General features: G+C 59.9%; 17 protein-coding genes, 1 tRNA gene and 1 riboswitch. Of the genes, 11 read left to right on the top strand and 7 right to left on the bottom strand.

What is annotated here, in order from left to right; all coding sequences use genetic code 11:
• Window positions 1-77 (bottom strand) — tRNA-Arg (locus AEAC466_RS27050).
• Window positions 78-406: 329 nt separating this feature from the next.
• Between AEAC466_RS27050 and AEAC466_RS27045 the strand changes: the two genes are divergently transcribed.
• The 7 genes from AEAC466_RS27045 to rpmB all read left to right on the top strand — a co-directional run bounded on the left by AEAC466_RS27045 (window position 407) and on the right by rpmB (window position 6299).
• Window positions 407-3226: a helicase-related protein gene (locus AEAC466_RS27045; protein WP_023456872.1), complete on the top strand. Its 2820-nt coding sequence runs from the start codon at window positions 407-409 to the stop codon at window positions 3224-3226.
• 256 nt (window positions 3227-3482) lie between these two features.
• The gene (locus AEAC466_RS27040) at window positions 3483-3692 is read left to right on the top strand and encodes a cold-shock protein (protein WP_023456871.1); all 210 of its coding nucleotides are present in this window, start codon (window positions 3483-3485) and stop codon (window positions 3690-3692) included.
• A gap of 132 nt (window positions 3693-3824) precedes the next feature.
• Window positions 3825-4139: an RNA-binding S4 domain-containing protein gene (locus tag AEAC466_RS27035; RefSeq protein WP_031238223.1), complete on the top strand. Its 315-nt coding sequence runs from the start codon at window positions 3825-3827 to the stop codon at window positions 4137-4139.
• A 93-nt stretch (window positions 4140-4232) separates the two neighbouring features.
• Window positions 4233-4571 (top strand): ferredoxin FdxA, encoded by a 339-nt coding sequence (fdxA, locus tag AEAC466_RS27030; protein ID WP_023456869.1) that lies wholly within the window; start codon window positions 4233-4235, stop codon window positions 4569-4571.
• 30 nt (window positions 4572-4601) lie between these two features.
• A complete protein-coding gene (locus AEAC466_RS27025; protein WP_023456868.1) occupies window positions 4602-4874 on the top strand; it encodes a DUF1294 domain-containing protein in 273 nt (90 codons plus the stop codon).
• A 384-nt stretch (window positions 4875-5258) separates the two neighbouring features.
• Window positions 5259-5774: a CarD family transcriptional regulator gene (locus AEAC466_RS27020; RefSeq protein WP_023456867.1), complete on the top strand. Its 516-nt coding sequence runs from the start codon at window positions 5259-5261 to the stop codon at window positions 5772-5774.
• 231 nt (window positions 5775-6005) lie between these two features.
• Window positions 6006-6299, top strand: a complete 294-nt coding sequence (rpmB, locus tag AEAC466_RS27015; RefSeq protein ID WP_023456866.1) for a 50S ribosomal protein L28 — start codon at window positions 6006-6008, stop codon at window positions 6297-6299.
• Between the two features lie 720 nt (window positions 6300-7019).
• Here rpmB and AEAC466_RS27005 read toward each other — a convergent pair.
• From AEAC466_RS27005 to AEAC466_RS26985, 5 genes are all read right to left on the bottom strand, one after another.
• Window positions 7020-8030 carry a helix-turn-helix domain-containing protein gene (locus AEAC466_RS27005; protein WP_031238222.1) on the bottom strand — a complete coding sequence of 337 codons (1011 nt, stop codon included), beginning with the start codon at window positions 8028-8030 and terminating at the stop codon, window positions 7020-7022.
• A gap of 1 nt (window position 8031) precedes the next feature.
• A complete protein-coding gene (locus AEAC466_RS27000; protein ID WP_023456863.1) occupies window positions 8032-9018 on the bottom strand; it encodes an esterase-like activity of phytase family protein in 987 nt (328 codons plus the stop codon).
• 1 nt (window position 9019) lies between these two features.
• Window positions 9020-10867: a cobaltochelatase subunit CobT gene (gene cobT, locus AEAC466_RS26995; protein WP_023456862.1), complete on the bottom strand. Its 1848-nt coding sequence runs from the start codon at window positions 10865-10867 to the stop codon at window positions 9020-9022.
• Between the two features lie 97 nt (window positions 10868-10964).
• Entirely contained in the window at window positions 10965-11966 is a 1002-nt protein-coding gene (gene cobS, locus AEAC466_RS26990; protein ID WP_023456861.1) for a cobaltochelatase subunit CobS, read from the bottom strand.
• A gap of 114 nt (window positions 11967-12080) precedes the next feature.
• Complete coding sequence (locus AEAC466_RS26985) at window positions 12081-12530, bottom strand: GFA family protein (protein ID WP_031238221.1); 450 nt, start codon at window positions 12528-12530, stop codon at window positions 12081-12083.
• A gap of 86 nt (window positions 12531-12616) precedes the next feature.
• On the opposite strand from AEAC466_RS26985, the gene AEAC466_RS26980 reads away from it, so the two are divergent.
• Window positions 12617-13330, top strand: coding sequence for a GNAT family N-acetyltransferase (locus AEAC466_RS26980; RefSeq protein WP_023456859.1), 714 nt, complete (start codon window positions 12617-12619; stop codon window positions 13328-13330).
• 101 nt (window positions 13331-13431) lie between these two features.
• Here AEAC466_RS26980 and AEAC466_RS26975 read toward each other — a convergent pair whose 3' ends face one another.
• Window positions 13432-14097, bottom strand: a complete 666-nt coding sequence (locus AEAC466_RS26975) for a J domain-containing protein (protein WP_023456858.1) — start codon at window positions 14095-14097, stop codon at window positions 13432-13434.
• Window positions 14098-14168: 71 nt separating this feature from the next.
• Here AEAC466_RS26975 and AEAC466_RS26970 point away from each other — a divergent pair, with 71 nt between their 5' ends.
• The 3 genes from AEAC466_RS26970 (at window position 14169) to AEAC466_RS26960 (ending at window position 18197) form a co-directional block, all read left to right on the top strand.
• The gene (locus tag AEAC466_RS26970) at window positions 14169-14450 is read left to right on the top strand and encodes a BolA family protein (RefSeq protein WP_023456857.1); all 282 of its coding nucleotides are present in this window, start codon (window positions 14169-14171) and stop codon (window positions 14448-14450) included.
• A 75-nt stretch (window positions 14451-14525) separates the two neighbouring features.
• Window positions 14526-15845 carry a TadE/TadG family type IV pilus assembly protein gene (locus tag AEAC466_RS26965; protein ID WP_023456856.1) on the top strand — a complete coding sequence of 440 codons (1320 nt, stop codon included), beginning with the start codon at window positions 14526-14528 and terminating at the stop codon, window positions 15843-15845.
• 80 nt (window positions 15846-15925) lie between these two features.
• A riboswitch (cobalamin riboswitch) is annotated at window positions 15926-16110 on the top strand.
• 155 nt (window positions 16111-16265) lie between these two features.
• Window positions 16266-18197 carry a TonB-dependent receptor plug domain-containing protein gene (locus AEAC466_RS26960; protein ID WP_023456855.1) on the top strand — a complete coding sequence of 644 codons (1932 nt, stop codon included), beginning with the start codon at window positions 16266-16268 and terminating at the stop codon, window positions 18195-18197.
• Window positions 18198-18259: the final 62 nt, after the last annotated feature.

Here is an 18259-nt window from a genome sequence, read left to right as displayed (position 1 = left end):
TGGCGACCCCTGAGGGACTCGAACCCCCGACCTCTGCTTTAGGAAAGCCTTGCTCTATCCGGCTGAGCTAAGGGGCCATCTGCGCCATATGCTCCTCTTACACAATGCTTCCCGCGATGAGAAGCACAGCGCAGATTTTTTCGTGCATAAGCCCACATCGACCTTGCCCATATGGTTAATCGACAAATGGGCCACCACATCTGGTAGAGAACAAAAGCGGTATCGCGCTATGTCAGTGATTCGGACATGGTTTGTTTCCCCGCCGTTCGGCACTTCGGTAACACCTCGTTCATAACTGAGATTTGCGCTTTGCAAACGGCGCCCGCGCGCCTATCTATGCGGCGTGTCAAACCCTGCCCCCACCCCGCCCCGCCCCGTCATCCACACCCTCAGCGACGCAAAGCTGATGGCTGTGCTCGGCCCGACCAATACCGGCAAGACGCACTATGCCATCGAACGCATGTGCGCCTACGGCTCCGGCATGATGGGCCTGCCGCTGCGCCTGTTGGCGCGCGAAATCTATGAGCGGGTCGTGGCGATCAAGGGGCCGAACGCGGTCGCCCTGATCACCGGCGAGGAAAAGATCATTCCGCGCCTGCCGGCCTATTTCATCTGCACGGTCGAAGCCATGCCGTTGGAACGGCAGGTCGATTTCCTGTGCGTCGATGAAATTCAGCTCTGCGGCGATACGGAACGTGGCTATGTCTTCACCGACCGCCTGCTGCATGCGCGTGGCCGGTTCGAGACCCTGTTCCTGGGGGCCAAGACCTTCGCGCCCCTGTTCCACCGTCTTTTCCCCGGCGCCGAAGTGATGATGCGTGAGCGGCTGTCGGCCCTCACCTATTCCGGCCCGAAGAAGCTGACCCGTCTGCCCAAGCGCACCGCCATTGTCGCGTTTTCGACCGAAAAGGTCTACGCCATCGCCGAATTGATCCGGCGTCAGCGCGGTGGTGCCGCGGTCGTCATGGGCAGCCTGTCGCCCAAGACCCGAAATGCCCAGGTCGAACTGTTCCAGAAGGGCGAGGTTGACTTCCTGGTCGCCACTGATGCCATCGGCATGGGTCTGAACATGGATATCCAGCATGTCGCCTTTTCCGGCCTGACCAAGTTCGACGGCAAACATACCCGCCATCTGACGGCTCAGGAAATCGGCCAGATCGCCGGCCGCGCCGGACGACACATGAATGACGGCACGTTCGGCGTGACCGGCGAATGCCATGAACTGGACGAAGACCTGGTCCACGCGGTCGAAAACCACATCTTCGAACCGCTTGATGCCGCGCAATGGCGCAACCACAAGCTCGATTTTTCGACGCTGGAAGCCCTGCTGAAAAGCCTGAGCCAGCCATCGCAGGTCATCGGCCTGCACCTGGCCAAGGAGGCGCTGGACGAAAAAGCCCTGCGCGCGCTGAGCCAGGACGAAGAGATTTCCGCCAAGATCCGCAATCCGGTCACCCTGCGTACCCTTTGGGAGGCCTGCCAGTTGCCGGACTTCCGCAAGATCGGCTTCGATGAGCATCTGAAACTGGTGTCCCACCTGTTCTGGTCGCGGCTGCGGCCGGACGGCTTCATCGAAGAAGAGTGGTTCGAAACCGCGCTTCGCGATCTGGACCACATGGATGGCGACATCGACACTCTGTCGTCGCGCCTGTCGGGCGTGCGCACCTTGAGCTACATCGCCAACCGCGGCGCCTGGCTGGCGCGCACTGAGCACTGGCGCGATGTCACGCGCGATCTGGAAGAGCGCCTGTCGGACAAACTGCACGAAGCCCTGATGCAGCGTTTCGTTGATGCCCGGACCAGCGCCCTTTTGAAGGCGCTCGATGCCGAAGAGGTGCCGCGCCCGGAAGTTACCCCCGAAGGCCACGTCATCATCGAAGGCCACACGGTCGGCGAAATTAAGGGCCTAAGCTTCCGCCCGAGCAGCAGCGAAAGCCTGATCGCCGACAAGGCGCTGCGCCAGGCGGCCAATCGCGCCGTCAAACCGATCCTGATCGACCGGTTGCGCGACCTCGGCAACAGTGCGTCCAAGGCCTTTCAGATCAAAGGACACGATATCCTGTGGCAGAAAGAACCCGTAGCGCGCATCGAGCCCAGCGACTGGTTCGCGCCGCGCCTCAAGCTGATCGACGCCCCCGATCATCCCGCCCTGGCGGAACGGGCCGTCAAACGCCTGACCGACTATGTGCGCCAATCGGCGCAATCGGGCCTGAAGAGTCTGTACAAGGTCAAGCAGGCATCGGAAGCCGAAACCGTATCGCCCGCCGTCCGCGCCATCGCGTTCCAGCTTTATGAAAATGGCGGCGTGCTGCGTCGCGACGACACGTTGAAATTGACGCCGGAAGACAAGGCGGCCCTGAAGGCCCTGGGCGTTGCCGGTCACCGCTACGCCTGGTTCCTGCCCGACCTGCAAAGCCCCCGTCTGCGTCCCCTGATCCAGGCGTTCGGCGCCGGAGAAGGGCAGCGCAAGCACAGCCAACGCGGTCAGTTGCTGCTCGAAGAGTACGGCGCCGTCGCGCTGAAAACCCTGTCGCAACTGGACAAGATCATGGGTGCCGGATTGTGGCAGAAGGGCGCGACCTACCTGCCCGAAACCGCCTTCGCGCCCCTGTCGCTCGGTGAAAAGCAACGCGACAAACTGCTTCAGGCGCTTGGCTTTGTGAAGATGCCGCCGATCGAAGCGCCCGCGCCCAAGACCACCGGCCAACCGCCGGCGGAGACGTCCGCCGAAACAATTGTCGAGGCAGCCGAAGGCGCCGGGACCGAAATACTCCTGGCTACAGGCGCCGAAACATCGCAACCGACTGAGCCAGTGGCCGAGACTCATGTGCAGGCCGAGGTCACGGCCGAAGAGCCCGAAGTCGCGGTGGAAGAGGCTGTGCCGGATGCCGGCGCAGAGACCACGCCGAAAATGCTTGTGGGCTGGCGACAGAAATCGTTCGAACCGCGTCCGCCCCGGCACACGCGCCGGGAAAAACCGCGCGCGGTGAAAGCTGCGGCGGCAGGCGAAGAGGGCGAAGGCACGCCGCCCGAGCAGCGGTCCGGCCGGCCACGCGGCGAAAAGGGACGACGCGACGGCAAGGCGCATGGCAAACCGGGGCCTGGCAAAGGCGAAGGTAAATTCCGTTCGAACAAAGCCACGCATGAGCCGAAGCCGCGCGAGCCCTACGTCAACCCCTACTCACCTTTCGCCGTATTGCGTGAAAAATTCGGCAGCCAGAACTGACGGCTACCAAACGACTGCGGCGGTATAAATAAAAATAGTATATCTCTATATTGCGGCACCTAAATTCAGGTGTCGCAATATAACTTGCTATTTTCAATAAAGGCTCTATATTGAGCTTATCGATTTATGATTGTCTGCCGTTTTGTTTCGCCCTTTTTCCAAAAGAGCACCGAGCGATCCCATTCAAAAGTTTAGCGAGAGGCATCCGGATATGTTGTTTGGATGCGTATACATATGTCATTGAAAGGGTTCACTTATGAGCACCGGCACAGTTAAATGGTTTAATCCGACTAAGGGTTTTGGTTTCATCGAGCCGAGCGACGGCGGCCAAGACGTTTTCGTTCACATCAGCGCCGTTGAGCGCGCAGGCATGCGCAGCCTCAACGAAGGTCAAAAGGTCTCTTACGAGATGGCCCGCGACCAGCGTTCGGGTAAGATGTCGGCTGAGCAACTCGCCAACGTCTAAATCCGCAAGGATTTGAAATCAGGGCCGGCTCCGCAAGGGGCCGGCCCTTTTTCGTTGCCGATGGCCTATCGTCTGGTGGTGCTCATAAACAGGCATTTGACATTTCGCGGCCGCTTTCCAATATCTGTCGCCATGCACACAGACTCTTCTTCCTGCCGGCTCGATGTCTGGCTGTGGCGGGCACGCTTTTTCAAGACGCGCGCCCTGTCGGCCAAGGCATGTGAAAGCGGCCATATCCGCCTGGAACGGTTCGGCAAGGTCGGCCGCGTCGAAAAGGCATCGGCAGCGATCCGCCCGGACGACCACCTGATCTTCGCCATCGGCACGCGCCTTTTCGACATCGTCGTGGTTGATACAGGCGACCGTCGCGGCCCCGCCTCGGAAGCGCAAAGCCTCTATCGCGCAGTCAATGCCACGTCCGACACCACAGCTAATGCCTCGAATTAGAACAAATCGGGTTTCGCCGGCGGCGGACTCTTGACACGGCGGCCTTATCTGAGCATGACGCACATCTAGTTTGTAATCGAGGCTGAGACCGTTATGACCTACATCGTTATGGACCCGTGCGTGAAGTGCAAGTTCATGGATTGCGTGGAAGTGTGTCCGGTCGACTGCTTCTACGAAGGCGAAAACTTCCTGGTCATCAATCCGGACGAATGCATCGATTGCGGTGTTTGCGAACCGGAGTGCCCCGTTGACGCCATCAAGCCGGACACCGAGGACGAAGGCACCAAGTGGCTGGAGATCAACACCAAGTACGCCGCCGTGTGGCCGAACATCTCCGAAAAAGGCACGCCGCCCGCCGACCGTGAGGATTTCGAGCGCGAAACCGGCAAGTTCGAGAAATATTTCTCGGAAAAGCCCGGCGACGGTAAGTAGCCCTTAAGCGATTGGCTGTCTGCTTCGGCCATGTTTTGGCTGTTCGCGCTCGCCTTCCTATGCCTCGTTAACCTCGCCACTTGGCATGCCTGGGCGATGGATAAAAAATATGCCCTTGCCGGCAAACGCCGCATACGCGAAACCACACTTTTGTGGCTATGCGCCGCTGGCGGTTGGCCTCTGGGACTGGTGGCCAGCCAGGTCTTTCGTCACAAGTGCAGTAAAAAAGCCTTTATGCACAAGCTTTATGTCGTGACGGCCTTCCACGCCGCAATTGTCTGCCTTATAGGACTGATTTGGTAGGGCGTGTTAACGATCCGGCGCACCCACCCTTTATTTTGCCGTAAATTTGTGATATAGACGTCATATTGCAAGAGTCGCACGGCCCGCTTCTTGTCCAATTTGGACGAACCCAGACCACACGATCCGCGCAAATCTTCGTTTGTTTTTATGTGCTCCAGGTCCGCTGTTCTGGCGGGTTTGTTTGCACCATCGACGCAGGTCGGATGACACCCTTGTCCTAGTTGAGAAACACGCACTTTTTCCTTCCCTGAGAGCTTCTCTTTGCGGACGATTTCGTGCGTTTTATTGGTTACCTTCAACCCTCCCCGGTTTGAAGACAGCCTGCTTGACGCCTATTGGATGACAGTGCCGCCGGGGCTGCCCTAACCGCTCGAAAGGTTCGCCATGTCCGATACCCTCACCGCCTCCCGCCACGAATTCACCGTAGGCGACAAGGTCGTTTATCCTGCCCACGGTGTGGGCCAGGTCGCCGCGATCGAAACCCAGGAAGTGGCCGGTTATACCCTGGAAGTCTATGTCGTTACCTTTGATCATGAAAAAATGACCCTGCGCGTCCCGACCAAGAAGGCCAAGGTTGCCGGCTTGCGTCACCTCGCCCAGGAAGCCGTCATGTCGCAAGCGCTCGTAACCCTCAAGGGCCGCGCGCGCATCAAGCGCACCATGTGGTCGCGCCGCGCCCAGGAATATGAAGCCAAGATCAACTCCGGTTGCCTGGTCTCCCTGGCCGAGGTCGTTCGTGACCTGTACCGTTCGGAAAGCCAGCCGGAACAATCCTATTCGGAACGCCAACTGTACGAATCGGCTCTGGATCGCATGGCTCGTGAAGTCGCCGCCATCGAAAAGATCGACCGCGATTCGGCCGTCGCCATTCTGAACAAGAACCTGACCAAGGCCGCCTAAGCCCTGACGGTTTGAAATCAAGAGCCTCCCGGTTTCGCCGGGAGGCTCTTTTTATATGCGGGCGCCGTGCCTGCACTTGGTTCGAAAGACATTGGACCGATAGCGGAATGGGGCAAAAAATGCCGTTTTGCCCTTGACCTTGTCGCCTCATTTGCCTATAGAACCGCCTCTCGCGCGACGGACAGGCGTTCGGACGCGCTCCCCTATTTGTTTTAACCGAAGGTACATCCCATGTCGCGTCGTTGCGAACTCACCGGTGTCGGTCCCATGGTCGGCCACAGCGTGAGCCACTCTAACATCAAGACGAAGCGCCGCTTCCTGCCGAGCCTGCGTCAAACCGCCCTGCAGTCCGATGCTCTGGGCCAATCCTTCCGCTTGAAGATTTCGAACGCCGCCCTGCGTACGCTCGACTTCCGTGGCGGCCTTGATGCCTTCCTGATCAAGGCTGACGATGCCGATCTGTCGATCCGCGCCCGTCGCCTCAAGAAGCAGATCAAGGACAAGCTGGCTCAAGCCGCTGCCTAATCCAGCTTTAAATCCGAACACATGAAAAACCCGGCCGCGTGCCGGGTTTTTTATTGCAAAAAATCGGGCCCAAAATCAGGCCCAAGATGGGGCGAGGCCTGACGGATTTCTGAAATCCACCGGACAGGCGCGATAAGGATTGTCATGCGGGAAGCTCCACAGGAGACCTCCCATGACAAACCTTCATACCTTGAACATCCTTGTCCATGTTACCGCCGGGTGCCTGGCCATCATCATTGGACTGGCCGTACTCAGCCGGCCTAAAGGCACGCCCTGGCATCGGGCGGTGGGCAGAATAGCCCTCATCTTTGTCGGCATTTGCGTTGGTGGTGCCTTGATCGGCGCTTTCGTCTTTCGCGGCCGGATCGATCTGATCGGCGTCAGCCTTCTGGTCACCTATCATATCTGGTCGGGGGTGCGCAGTCTGAGATTAAAGGCGCGCGGCCGGCGCCCTGCCGATCTGGTTCCCGCCACCGGCATATTGGCGCTCGGAGCAGCCGTGGCGATGTTGTACGCAGCGGGAGAAGGCCACTATCACTGGCCGGCGGGCCTCGTCTATCCCTCTGCCGGCGCCCTCGTTGCCTACGGTGGCTGGGACGTCCTGCGCACCCTATGGCCGCTGTCCTGGCGCATCGCGCTGAACCCCGCCGAACATGCCTACAAGATGACCAGCCTGATCGGTTCCCTTGTGTCCGTCGCCTTCGGCACCGTCCTCAAAGCCTATGCCTTGCCGGCCTCACTGTCCGCCGCCGCCGTCTTTGCGGTGTTGGGGGTGGTCCTGGCTGTAAGAGCCGCGCGAAAGGCCGTCGGCGTTACGCCCTCGGTCGCTTTGAACGCACGATTGAAAACCGACAACGAGGTATAGCCGGCCTCAAGCGCCAGGGCGAGAATAGTTTCGTCCGAGTCGAGCCGGACCTTAACGGCCACAATGCGCAGCGCGTTCAGGTAGGCGCTGAAATTGCGCTGGTCTTCGCCGATATGAATGACGCGACGCAGGCGATGTTCCGGGACATCCAGCGTCTGCGCCAGTCGCGACAGGCTCAGCCCCGGATCGCGGAATATCTGCTCTTCCCGCATCAGATGCCGCAGCCGCCGCAGCACCTGGCGTTCGCGATCGTCAAGCGCCTGTGGCTCGGCCTGCACCGGCGCAAGCGTCGCCACTATGGACTTACCGAAGCCCGCCACAGCAACGCACAAAGCCAGGGTCGCGGCGGCGCCCAGCGACACAGCGGTCGTCGACTGCCCCACGACGGCTCCGACACAGACCAGCGCCCCGATCACAGCGCCGAGACCCAGCATCCACAGGCGCGCATTACGGCGCGCTTCGACCAGATCATCCGGCAGCCCGCGCCACACCATCACCGGCAATTCAAGGAAGAGGTATAGACTGATCAGGCTGAATCCCCATTGCGCCCACATCCAGTGGGGCCCGGCATAGGCTAAGAACCCCATAACCAGCATGACCATAAGAAGCCCCAGGTCGATTGTCATCGGGCGCGCCCGCGTCTCGAACGCCGCGCGATAGGCGCGATTGCTGACCAGGGGCCCGACCAGCACCACGGGCAATCCGAAGGCCAGAGCATCGGGAAAGGCCTTGTATAGGAAGAAAGCCGCACCGATCAGCATGCACAGAGACATGTCGCGCCGCCCAGGCAAACGCGGCTGCTGCCACGCCAGAACCGCCATAATAACCAGGGCGGCCGCGACCGCGGGAGCGAGCACGGCCAACACGTCAGGGTGTCCAGTCGTAGACAAGCAGTTTGGAGCGTCCGTTTTCCTTCAAACTGTCACTGATCAGGTAGAGACGGTAGCCGTCGCCGGTTTTCTGGGCGGCCACGCCTTCATAATTGTCGTACGGCTTTGGGCGGACCAGATCGGTAATAACCGTCAGCGCCCTATTCTCATACTTCAGTAGACGCAAGATGTTGCGCGGGCCGGTCAGCGGATCGAAGTAGCGGTACAGGGCCAAAATCTCATGCCGGCGCACTGGATCGGCGTAATCGACCACGGCAAGCGAGGTCAGCATGTACAAAAATCCGGGCGCGGCCGGACCGGTGACGGGCGCGCAGGCATCGGAAGCCAGTTCGCAGCGCCAGAATCCCCCCGCCTCGACGCCGATCAGCAGGGCGTCACCTGCCTTGGCGTCAGGCAGATAGGTCAGCCCTTCCATACCGAAATTGGAGGGAAACAGCGCCAGGCCAGACAAGGGCAGGGTTTCACCGGGGCCGCGCCAATCCGAATAGGCCATGACGCGCTGAACGCCTTCGAAGGAGACGAAGCGCCGCCCCGTCGCCGGATCGTAAGCCAGATCCTCCGAATCGGCGAGTGACTTGTTGTCGAACGTCTTGCCATCCGCATCGCGTAACGGATCAATTTCGAGGGGGCTATCGAGATATCCCCCCTTGCCGTCGGCTTTGAGGGTAAAGCGGGCGACGGCACCGAAATCGCTGACGGCCTCGGCCTGCACGCCATCGGCCGTAGGGAACACCTGAATATCGGACAGTCCGACCAGCCCAGACGTCCCCGTCGCCACCAATTCATAGGCGCCGACATAGCGCACCTTGGGGTTCAGCGGTCGGACATCGCCGTCCGTCAGGGGCCGGAACGCCACAGTGGGGCTTTCCAGGTAAGGCCGCGGTTCAGCCTGGACAGCGGCGCTCACCAGGCTCAAAAGCACACCGGAAACCATGGCCACCAATGGCTTGCGCCCTATCTGCACGTCATTTTTCCTCAAAAAGCTCAGTCAGCTTGTCCATCAGGCCGCCGGCCAAATGTTCGACATCGATCAGGGTCAGGGCGCGTTTATAATAGCGCGTCACATCGTGGCCGATGCCAATGGCCACCAGTTGCACACGCGCCTGAGTCTGAATGTCGTCGATCACCTTGCGCAGGTGGTTTTCGAGGTAATGGCCGCTGTTCACCGACAGGGTCGAATCGTCAACCGGCGCACCATCCGATATGACCATCAAAATCTTGCGCTGTTCGGGGCGGTGGACGAGACGCGAATAGGCCCATTGCAAGGCCTCGCCGTCGATGTTTTCCTTCAGCAGCCCTTCGCGCATCATCAGGCCGAGATTCTTGTGCGTCCGCCGCCACGGATTGTCCGCCGCCTTGTAGATGATGTGGCGCAGGTCATTGAGGCGCCCGGGATTGGCCGGTTTGCCCGATCGCACCCACTGTTCGCGCGATTGCCCGCCTTTCCACGCCTTGGTGGTGAAGCCCAGGATTTCGACCTTGACGCCGCAGCGTTCAAGGGTGCGCGCCAGCACATCGGCGCAGATGGCGGCCACCATGATCGGTCGCCCGCGCATGGAGCCGGAATTGTCGAGCAGAAGGGTCACCACCGTATCGCGGAATTCGGTGTCCTTTTCCTGCTTGAAGCTGAGCGGCGCGCTGGCGTCGATTATGACGCGGGTCAGGCGTGACGCGTCGAGCACGCCTTCCTCAAGATCGAACGACCAAGAGCGGCTTTGCTGCGCCAGAAGCTTGCGTTGCAACCGGTTGGCCAGACGCGACACCACACTGGCCATATTGGCCAATTGCGCGTTCAGGAAGCCGCGCAGGCGTTCCAGTTCCTCAGGGTCGCACAATTCTTCGGCGGTAATGATCTCGTCGAACTGGCGGGTGTAGACGTCATAATCCTTTTTGACGTTGGGCTCGGGCACGTCCATGTCGCGACGTTCCGCCTCACCGGCCTCGCCGTCGGGCGTTTCGTCGGTCGAGGATTCGGACGACATCTGCGGATCGCCCTGCATCTGGGTGTAGTCGTCCTCACCCTCCTGCGGCTGGTCCTGTCCCGTTTGTTCTTCCGGTTCGTCCTGCTGCGACTGGCCGTCGTCGGGCTGGTCAGTGTCGGGCGCGTCCTCCTTGGGGCTGTCGCCTTCGCTTTCGCCCTCTTCGCCTTCGTCCTTCTTTTCGTCCTCGGCGTCCTGACTGTCGTCCTTCAGGTCGAGCGCCGTCAGGATATAGCGCGCCTGGCGGTTGAAAGCCTTCTGATCATGAATAAGGCCGGCCAGCTTTTCGAGACCGTCACCTGTTTTTTCCTCGATCTCTGCCCGCAGAAGGTTGACCACCCGCTGAACCGAGTTCGGAATCGGATCGCCGGTGACCACTTCGCGCGCCATCAAGCCCAGGATTTCCGGCAGACCGATGTCCGCCTTATCTTCCTTGCGATACAGGCCTGAGCGCTCCAGATCGTTTTCCTGTGCCGCCAGAAGATTGACGCGCACCCCTGCCATGGCTCTGGCGCCAATAGCCTCCAGCCGCGCCTCTTCCAAGGCGTCAAAGGCGTCCGCACTGATGTCGTCGCGTGGTCGCGCACGCGCATGCAGGCTATCGTCGTGGTGAGCCACCTTCAGCGCCAGCCGGTCAGCCTGGCCGCGCACGCGCTGAGCCAGTTTCGGCGCCAGGTCACGCGGCGGATGCGGGAGGATGATCTTGTTGCCATCCAGACGCGGTCCATCCGAACCGAACACGACTTCGAGTTCGGCATCCTCCGCCAGGGCGCGGGTCGAATGGATCAGCGCCTTCTTGAACGGTTCGGACAGGATGGTCGGCTTTTGGGCCATGAATGTCTAACTTAAAAAGCCGGGCCGGAACGAAGACCGCTCCGGACCTCAGGCTTGCCGATAGGGGCCAGGACGGCGCGCAAGGCGCATCCTGAAACTAGATGACCTTTACCTTCAGCGCCGATTCCTTGACGTCGGTGCCGAAGGCGCGCTGATAAAACTCCGCCAGGGTGTGACGTTCCAGTTCATCGCTCTTGTTTAGGAACGACAGGCGGAAGGCCAGTTCAGGGTCGTTATTGAAGATCAGGGTGTTCTGCGCCCAGGTGATGACCGTCCGCGGCGACATGACGGTCGAAATATCGCCATTGGCGAACGCCGAGCGCGACATGTCGGCGACGCGCACCATGGCGTCGATGATGGACTTGCGCTCCGGCGTATTGAATTCCGGCACCTTGGCCAGAACGATCTCGACCTCCGCTTCGTGCGACAGATAGTTGAGCGTCGTCACCAGCGACCAGCGGTCCATCTGGCCCTGGTTGATCTGCTGCGTGCCGTGGTAAAGCCCGGTCGTATCACCCAGCCCGATGGTGTTGGTCGTCGAGAACAGGCGGAAGAACGGATGGGGCTTGATGACCTTGTTCTGATCCAACAGAGTCAAACGGCCCTGCGCCTCCAGAACGCGCTGGATGACGAACATCACGTCAGGACGGCCCGCGTCATATTCATCGAACACCAGGGCGACAGGGCGTTGCAGGGCCCAAGGCAATATACCTTCGCGGAATTCGGTGACCTGCTGGCCGTCCTTCAACACGATGGCATCCTTGCCGATCAGGTCGATGCGCGATACGTGGCTGTCGAGGTTGACCCGCACCAGCGGCCAGTTAAGACGCGCGGCGATCTGTTCGATATGGGTCGACTTTCCGGTGCCGTGGAACCCCTGGACCATGACGCGGCGGTCATGGGCGAAACCGGCGCAGATGGCCTGGGTCGTCTGAGGATCGAAACGATAGGCCGGATCGATATCCGGCACGTGCGCGTCGCGATGCGTGAAGGCCGGCACCTGCATATCGATGTCGATGTCGAATACATCGCGGGCATTGACCTTCGTATCGGGCGCGAGGGACAGCAGGGGATCGGGATATTCAAGCTCGGCAGGCATGAGATTTTCAGGCTTTCAGCGACGGACAATCAGGCTTTTCAGCTAAGACTTTAGCGCAGGCGAAACAACCCGTAATTTCGCCCATAGCAAAGTTTTTTGTCGACGCCCTTGGATCTAGGCTTCGTCCGGATACTGATAGCTGACCAGCTTGTCGAGAAAGGGCGCGGCCTCGATATCCTCAAGCGTTGTACGGCGCGGCCAGTCATTGAGCCGGTCAAGATAGGACAAACGGCCTTCAATCCCGTACTGGATGATCGGCTCAAGGCGTTCGGGATGATCGAAAGCACCAATGGCGACAGCCATGCCGTCCGGCGCTTCGTAGGTCAGGGGCGTGCCGCAGGCCGGGCAAAAGCCACGCTGCACCAGATTGGAGCTCTGGAAACGCGCCGGCTCGGCCAGGGTCCATCGGAAGTCGGTGCCGCGAACCGAGACCAGCGGCGCGAAAAAATTGCCAAAGGCCTTCTGGCACATCCGGCAATGACAAATAGACGCATCCGCGAGCGGCCCGGTGACTTCGAAACGGATGGCGCCGCACTGGCATCCGCCCTTCAGAACCTGCGTCATCATGTCCTCCCTTTGGGTGCAATCAACCCGCCTGTTGAGCCAGATTCCGGCAGCAGAGTCGAAACCTTTCTGCTAAAGGGCGCGGCATGGACATCTCCGCACTCGATAATCCCGCCTGGTCCGCCCTGACGGGCCGCCATGCCGCCCTCGCCATTGGTGATGGCCCAGTCCTGCGCTACCCGGCCGAGGTCTCGCCGTTCGCCGCGCTGGAGGCGCCCTCCGCCCTGCCCGTGTTGGCTTCGCGCATGAGTGACGGGGATACGGCCGTCTTGTGGTCGCCGGACGCGTTGGACGCGCCGCCCGGACTCGACCTGGTGGTGCGCTTTCCCTGCCTGCAAATGGCGGCCTTCGATTTCCACCCGGCCGATGTCGGCGATGACGCATCGGCTATGACGCTGGACGACGTCGACGACATGATCGCCCTGACAAGCCTGACCAAGCCCGGCCCGTTCGCACGGCGAACAGTGGAAATGGGCAGCTATATCGGTGTGCGCGCAGACGGGCGCCTCGCCGCCTTGGCGGGCGAAAGGATGAAGCCGGAAGGATTTACAGAAATCAGCGCGATTTGCGTCCATCCCGACAATCAGGGCCAAGGGCACGCGCGACGCCTCACCTCGATTATGGGCCGCCGCATTGTCGCTGACGGCAAGGTGCCGTTTCTCAACGTTCTGCCTGACAACCGGCCTGCCATCACCCTTTATGAGAGTTTGGGGTTTCGCCCGCGCCGCCTGATGCAGGTTCATCTGCTGCGCCGTCCGGGTGGCGATGCGGCACCGGACGCCTTTTTCAGCAACCTTTAGTCAGAGCGCCTCAATCGTGACCAGAGGGATAGCAAAAAGATAAGCGCGGCCTGCATTCATACAAGCCGCGCATGACACACTGTCGGTCCAAATACCAAATTTTAGGCGATGGACATCTTTTTGAGGACCTTATAGGCCTTGATCACACGCTGGAGCTTGTCCTCGGCCGAACGATCGCCCCCGTTATTGTCGGGATGGCAGCGTTTGAGCATTTCAGTGTAGCGGACGCGAATCTGTTCCGCCGTCGCTCCAACTTCCAGGTCGAGGTCGGCAAACGCCGCGCGCTCGATCTTTCCGTACTGGCGCGTGCTGGGCTCCCCCTTCTCGCGGATGGGCGCCGCACCGGCACCAAAAACGCTGTGCGGATCGTAGAACCCGCCGGCCTTTGTGCCCTTGGTGGCAAAGTTCGCCGCTTCACGACTAACGCGCGAGGCACGAAACGCCCAGGTCGGGCGGTCGCCTGTGGCGATGGATTCGCGATGACGCTTGGCCTCGCCTTCGCTCATGCCGGAAAAGAAATTCCAGTTCTTGTTATATTCGGCCGCATGGTTGAGGCAGAAATTATAATATTCATTCATCATCTCGCGCGATTTGGGCGCGCGGGCCGTCGCGGCCTTGTGGCACTCCGGCCATTCGCAAGGCTTTTCGCCAGGCTTGAGATGCAGGACATCGTCCTCCGGACGGCGCGTTTTCTCCTCGCCTTCCTTTGGCGGACGAATGCGCATATCCATGCCGAGACGCGGCTTGTACTTAAATCCTTCGCTCATACCTTGAAATATGATCCCTAAATCTTAAAAGAAGCTGATATCCATTCCATACCCAACAAGTGAGGCAGAATATGGGAATCGTAGCCGACCGCCTGAAAGCGAAGCTCAACCAGGCTTTCGCCCCGCAGCAATTGGATATCAACGACGACAGCGCCAAACATAGTGGACATGCGGGCGCGCGTGAAGAGGGAGAAAGTCATTTTTCCGTGCGCATCGTGTCCGAAGCCTTTATCGGGCTTAATCGCGTCGCCCGTCAACGATTGATAAATACGGCTCTGGCGGACGAACTCGCCGGCCCCGTCCACGCCCTCAGCCTGCAGACCCTTACACCGCAGGAAGCCACGCAAAAATAGTGCCGGCGATTAGCGGGCGATTAAGCCTGTTGTGAGAGAGTGTCTGGAAAGTTTGCATTTCAGTCAGGCATTCACATGTTCGGAAGACGATTTTCCATCCAGGGCGATATCTGGCGCAATGTCAGAGGCAATGTGGCCATCATCGTCGCTTTCGCGATACCTGTTATCGTCCTGTCCGTGGGCGGCGCGATTGATTTCAACCGTATGCTGCAACTGCGCAATGAAATGCAGGACGCCGCCGACGTGGCGAGCGTCGGCGCGGTCGCCATCAATTCCATGGCTTTCAAAGCCAGCACTCAGATCGGTTCGGGTGAAATCGCCGTCGGTGAAACGCAGGCAATCACTATGTTCAAGTCCGGCATGCAAAACACGACTGATCTGACCGGGATGATGGCCAGCGCCACCGTCATCAAGACGACCAATACCCTGACGTCCACCGTAACGGCGACAGGCACTTTCAAACCTTTAATGCTCGGCGTCTTAGGTTTTAGCGCCTTGCCCATTGCCGTCACATCCAAATCGATCACAACCATCCCGCCCTATATCGATTTCTATCTCCTCCTCGACAACAGCCCGTCCATGGGCGTCGGCGCTACGACCGCCGACATCAATAAGATGGTCGCCAATACGTCCGACAAGTGCGCCTTCGCCTGCCATCAGAAGGACATGGAGGGCAAGGATTATTACACAAAGGCGAAGAAGCTGGGCGTCACAACGCGCATCGACGTGGTGCGCCAGGCGACTCAAAACCTGATGACCAAGGCGGGACAGAACCAAACAATGGCCAATCAGTTCCGCATGGCCATCTATGATTTCGGTCTGTCGGCCGACACCATAGACGCGCAAAATCCCACAGCCTATCAAGTCAGCGCCCTGACCACCGATCTGGTTCAATCGGCCAGCAACGCCGCCAAGATCGACCTTATGGTCATGCCCTATGCGGGATATAATTCCGATCGTCAGACGAATTTCAAATCGACCCTGACCAGCATGAATAACCTTATTCCCGCGCCTGGTGACGGTTTAACGGCTGCTGCACCGCAAAAAGTCCTGTTCATGGTGAGCGATGGGGCCAATGATTCGTACGATTGCAATTATACAAATGGCAACACCTGCCGTCGCATCACGCCGCTTGACACCACCCAATGCGCGGCGATAAAGGCACGCGGCATACGCATCGCCGTGCTGTACACCACTTACCTTCCGCTGCCGACCAACAGCTTTTACAACAGTTGGTTGGCCAAATATGTAGCGGCACCATCCCAACTGGCGACCCAGATGCAGGCCTGCGCCTCACCCGGCCTGTATTTCGAAGTCAGCCCCAGTCAGGGCATTTCCGAAGCCATGCAAGCCCTGTTCAACAAGGTCGTCACGGTTGTCCGCCTCAACGGCTAAGGCCGATGCGCAGCGTCCTACCTCAGGGCTATCTGCCCATGGCTTCGCCTAAAAGCTTGACGCGCCGCAACATACGCCCTAATCCCGCCGCGTGCCAAAGGTGCCCGCGCTGATCCGCGGGATAATAGGGAATCGGGTGTAACTCCCGAACTGTCCCCGCAACTGTAAGCGCCGAGCTTTGCAACAGATGTCACTGGTCCGCCGGGAAGACGTTGCGAGCGTCAGAGGCGCGAGTCAGGAGACCTGCCTTGGCTGTCGTCCTTTGCGTGGCCGGGAAGTGCAGCGCGAGCGGAGATCGAAGCCCCGTGCCCGCACGGTGGCGTCTACCCCCCGAGAGACGATGCTTTGTGAGCCGTGAAGGCGCAGGCTTTGTCGTGTGCGCTTGCGGCTTTCGTTTCTGACCGAAAGACTGTTTTACGTATGTTAAACCGCAAAAACCTTTTGCTGATCAAGGCTTCTGTGTTTGTCCTGACCATACCCGGCCTGACACTTCCGAGCCTTATGTTTCCTGGCCTGGCCCTTGCCGATGAAGCGCCTACCGAAGTCGTCGTCTCCATCACACGGGAAAACCTCCCCGTGTCAAAATTGGGTCAAAGCGTCGATGTGCTGACGGATTCGGATATTCGCACCTATCAATCCCTGCAAATTTCCGACCTGCTGGCGCGCACCACCGACCTCAGCCTGTCGCGCAATGGCGGTCCGGGCCAGGCGGCCACGACTTCCATCCGCGGCGCCGGCGGCGATCATACCCTGTACCTGCTTGACGGCGTACGCCTCAATGACCCCTCTCAAGTCGGTGGCGGCACCAATCTGGGCCTGCTCAGTACAGACGACGCCGCCCGTATCGAAGTCCTGCGCGGCCCTCTATCCACCCTTTGGGGATCCGGTGCCCTTGGCGGCGTGGTCAGCATCACCAGCCGCGCGCCGTCACAAGCCCTGGAAGGCGATCTGCGCGTGGAAGGGTTCGATGAATATGGTACGGCCCGCCTCGGCCTCGGCGGCCAGGTCGGCAAATTGTCATGGCGCGTCTATGGCAGCACTCAAAACGATCGTGGCGTTTCCGCCTTCGCCGGCGGCACGGAAAAGGACGGCTTCGGCCAGACCACCCTCAGCGGCAAGCTGAGCTATGCCCTGACCGATACCCTGACCGTGAAGGCCTTCTCCAGTAAGGTCCACAGCCGAAACGACTATGATGGTTTCCCCGCGCCGCTCTACGCCTTCGCCGATACCGGCGATTTCGGCAAGACCGACACCACAATGAACGTTTTGGCCATCACCCATCGCTTCGCCGCTGGGGAGCAGACCCTGTCGATCAGCGAGACCGACAATGATCGCCACGATTTCAATCCGGATCATACGGCAAACTTTGTCGCCACCGGTCATATCCAGTCGGCCGACTATCACGTCACCTATCGCCTGACGCCGCAGACCCGCCTGCTCGGCGGCCTAAGGTATGAGCGCGATACCATGCAGACTGCCTCGCCGGCCTCTTGGGACCCCAACCCCACGCCGCAAAAGGCGTCGTCCAACCTGTCGAGCCTCTACGGTCAGCTCAGCCACGATTTTGGCGCGGTTTCGACGGCCCTGAGCCTGCGTCACGACGACGCCTCCAGCTTTGGCGGCCAGGATATAGCCCAGTTGAGCGTCAGCGTGCCAGTCACCGACCAGGTCCGTCTGCACGCCAGCGCTGGCCAGGGTGTAAAGGTGCCAAGCCTGTATCAACTTTACAGCGATTACGGCAACACCGACCTCAAGCCGGAAACTGCCGTCACCCTGGACGCCGGCGTCGATTACACTTTCGAAAAGGGACAGTTCGGCGTTACCGCCTTCACACGCCGGGTCGATGACCAGATCGACTTCTTCTCCGGCTGTTATGCCGACCCGACCATCGGCCTGTGCCCCACCCGCCCTTATGGCTACTATGCCAATATCGCCCGGACCGAGGCACGCGGTATCGAGCTGGAAGGCGCATATGCCTTTAGCGAGACCCTATCCCTGCGTGGCAATTACAGCTTCCTGCATACGGAAAACCGCTCGGCCGGGTTCCTTGGCAATCGCCTGCCGCGTATACCCCGGCAATTGGGCAGCATCGATATGACCTGGATCGCTACCGCGCAGCTGAGCCTCAGCGCCGGCGCGCGCTATGCCAGCGACCGGTTCGACGATGTCTACAATGCCACCCTTCTCAAGAGCTATGGCCTAATCGATCTGCGCGCCGACTATGCGCTCAATGAGCGGATCAGCCTCTACGGCCGTATCGAAAACGTCGGCGATACCCGCTATGAAACCGCCGCCAACTACGGTCAGGTCGGCCGCCGCGTCTGGATCGGTATCCACACACGTTTGTTTTAAGAACATTACAGCAGGTTTGATTTTGTGCGGCGCAGCAAATTGGCTAAACCGCAGCTATTCGA

Source organism: Asticcacaulis sp. AC466 (genome assembly GCF_000495815.1).
Classification (GTDB): Bacteria; Pseudomonadota; Alphaproteobacteria; order Caulobacterales; family Caulobacteraceae; genus Asticcacaulis.
The sequence above is the reverse complement of the archived record's forward strand: the minus strand, read 5'-3'. Positions and strand labels throughout refer to the sequence as shown.

Bases quoted from the DNA above. Each gene is read 5' to 3' on its own strand.
- AEAC466_RS27045 (WP_023456872.1), top strand. From the start codon at position 407: ATGGCTGTGCTCGGCCCGACCAATACCGGCAAGACGCACTATGCCATC.
- AEAC466_RS26985 (WP_031238221.1), bottom strand. From the start codon at position 12,530: ATGACGCAGGTTCTGAAGGGCGGATGCCAGTGCGGCGCCATCCGTTTC.
- rpmB (WP_023456866.1), top strand. From the start codon at position 6,006: ATGTCGCGTCGTTGCGAACTCACCGGTGTCGGTCCCATGGTCGGCCAC.
- AEAC466_RS26965 (WP_023456856.1), top strand. From the start codon at position 14,526: ATGTTCGGAAGACGATTTTCCATCCAGGGCGATATCTGGCGCAATGTC.
- AEAC466_RS27040 (WP_023456871.1), top strand. From the start codon at position 3,483: ATGAGCACCGGCACAGTTAAATGGTTTAATCCGACTAAGGGTTTTGGT.
- AEAC466_RS26960 (WP_023456855.1), top strand. From the start codon at position 16,266: ATGTTAAACCGCAAAAACCTTTTGCTGATCAAGGCTTCTGTGTTTGTC.
- AEAC466_RS26975 (WP_023456858.1), bottom strand. From the start codon at position 14,097: ATGAGCGAAGGATTTAAGTACAAGCCGCGTCTCGGCATGGATATGCGC.
- cobT (WP_023456862.1), bottom strand. From the start codon at position 10,867: ATGGCCCAAAAGCCGACCATCCTGTCCGAACCGTTCAAGAAGGCGCTG.
- fdxA (WP_023456869.1), top strand. From the start codon at position 4,233: ATGACCTACATCGTTATGGACCCGTGCGTGAAGTGCAAGTTCATGGAT.
- AEAC466_RS26970 (WP_023456857.1), top strand. From the start codon at position 14,169: ATGGGAATCGTAGCCGACCGCCTGAAAGCGAAGCTCAACCAGGCTTTC.
- cobS (WP_023456861.1), bottom strand. From the start codon at position 11,966: ATGCCTGCCGAGCTTGAATATCCCGATCCCCTGCTGTCCCTCGCGCCC.
- AEAC466_RS27035 (WP_031238223.1), top strand. From the start codon at position 3,825: ATGCACACAGACTCTTCTTCCTGCCGGCTCGATGTCTGGCTGTGGCGG.
- AEAC466_RS27020 (WP_023456867.1), top strand. From the start codon at position 5,259: ATGTCCGATACCCTCACCGCCTCCCGCCACGAATTCACCGTAGGCGAC.
- AEAC466_RS26980 (WP_023456859.1), top strand. From the start codon at position 12,617: ATGGACATCTCCGCACTCGATAATCCCGCCTGGTCCGCCCTGACGGGC.
- AEAC466_RS27025 (WP_023456868.1), top strand. From the start codon at position 4,602: ATGTTTTGGCTGTTCGCGCTCGCCTTCCTATGCCTCGTTAACCTCGCC.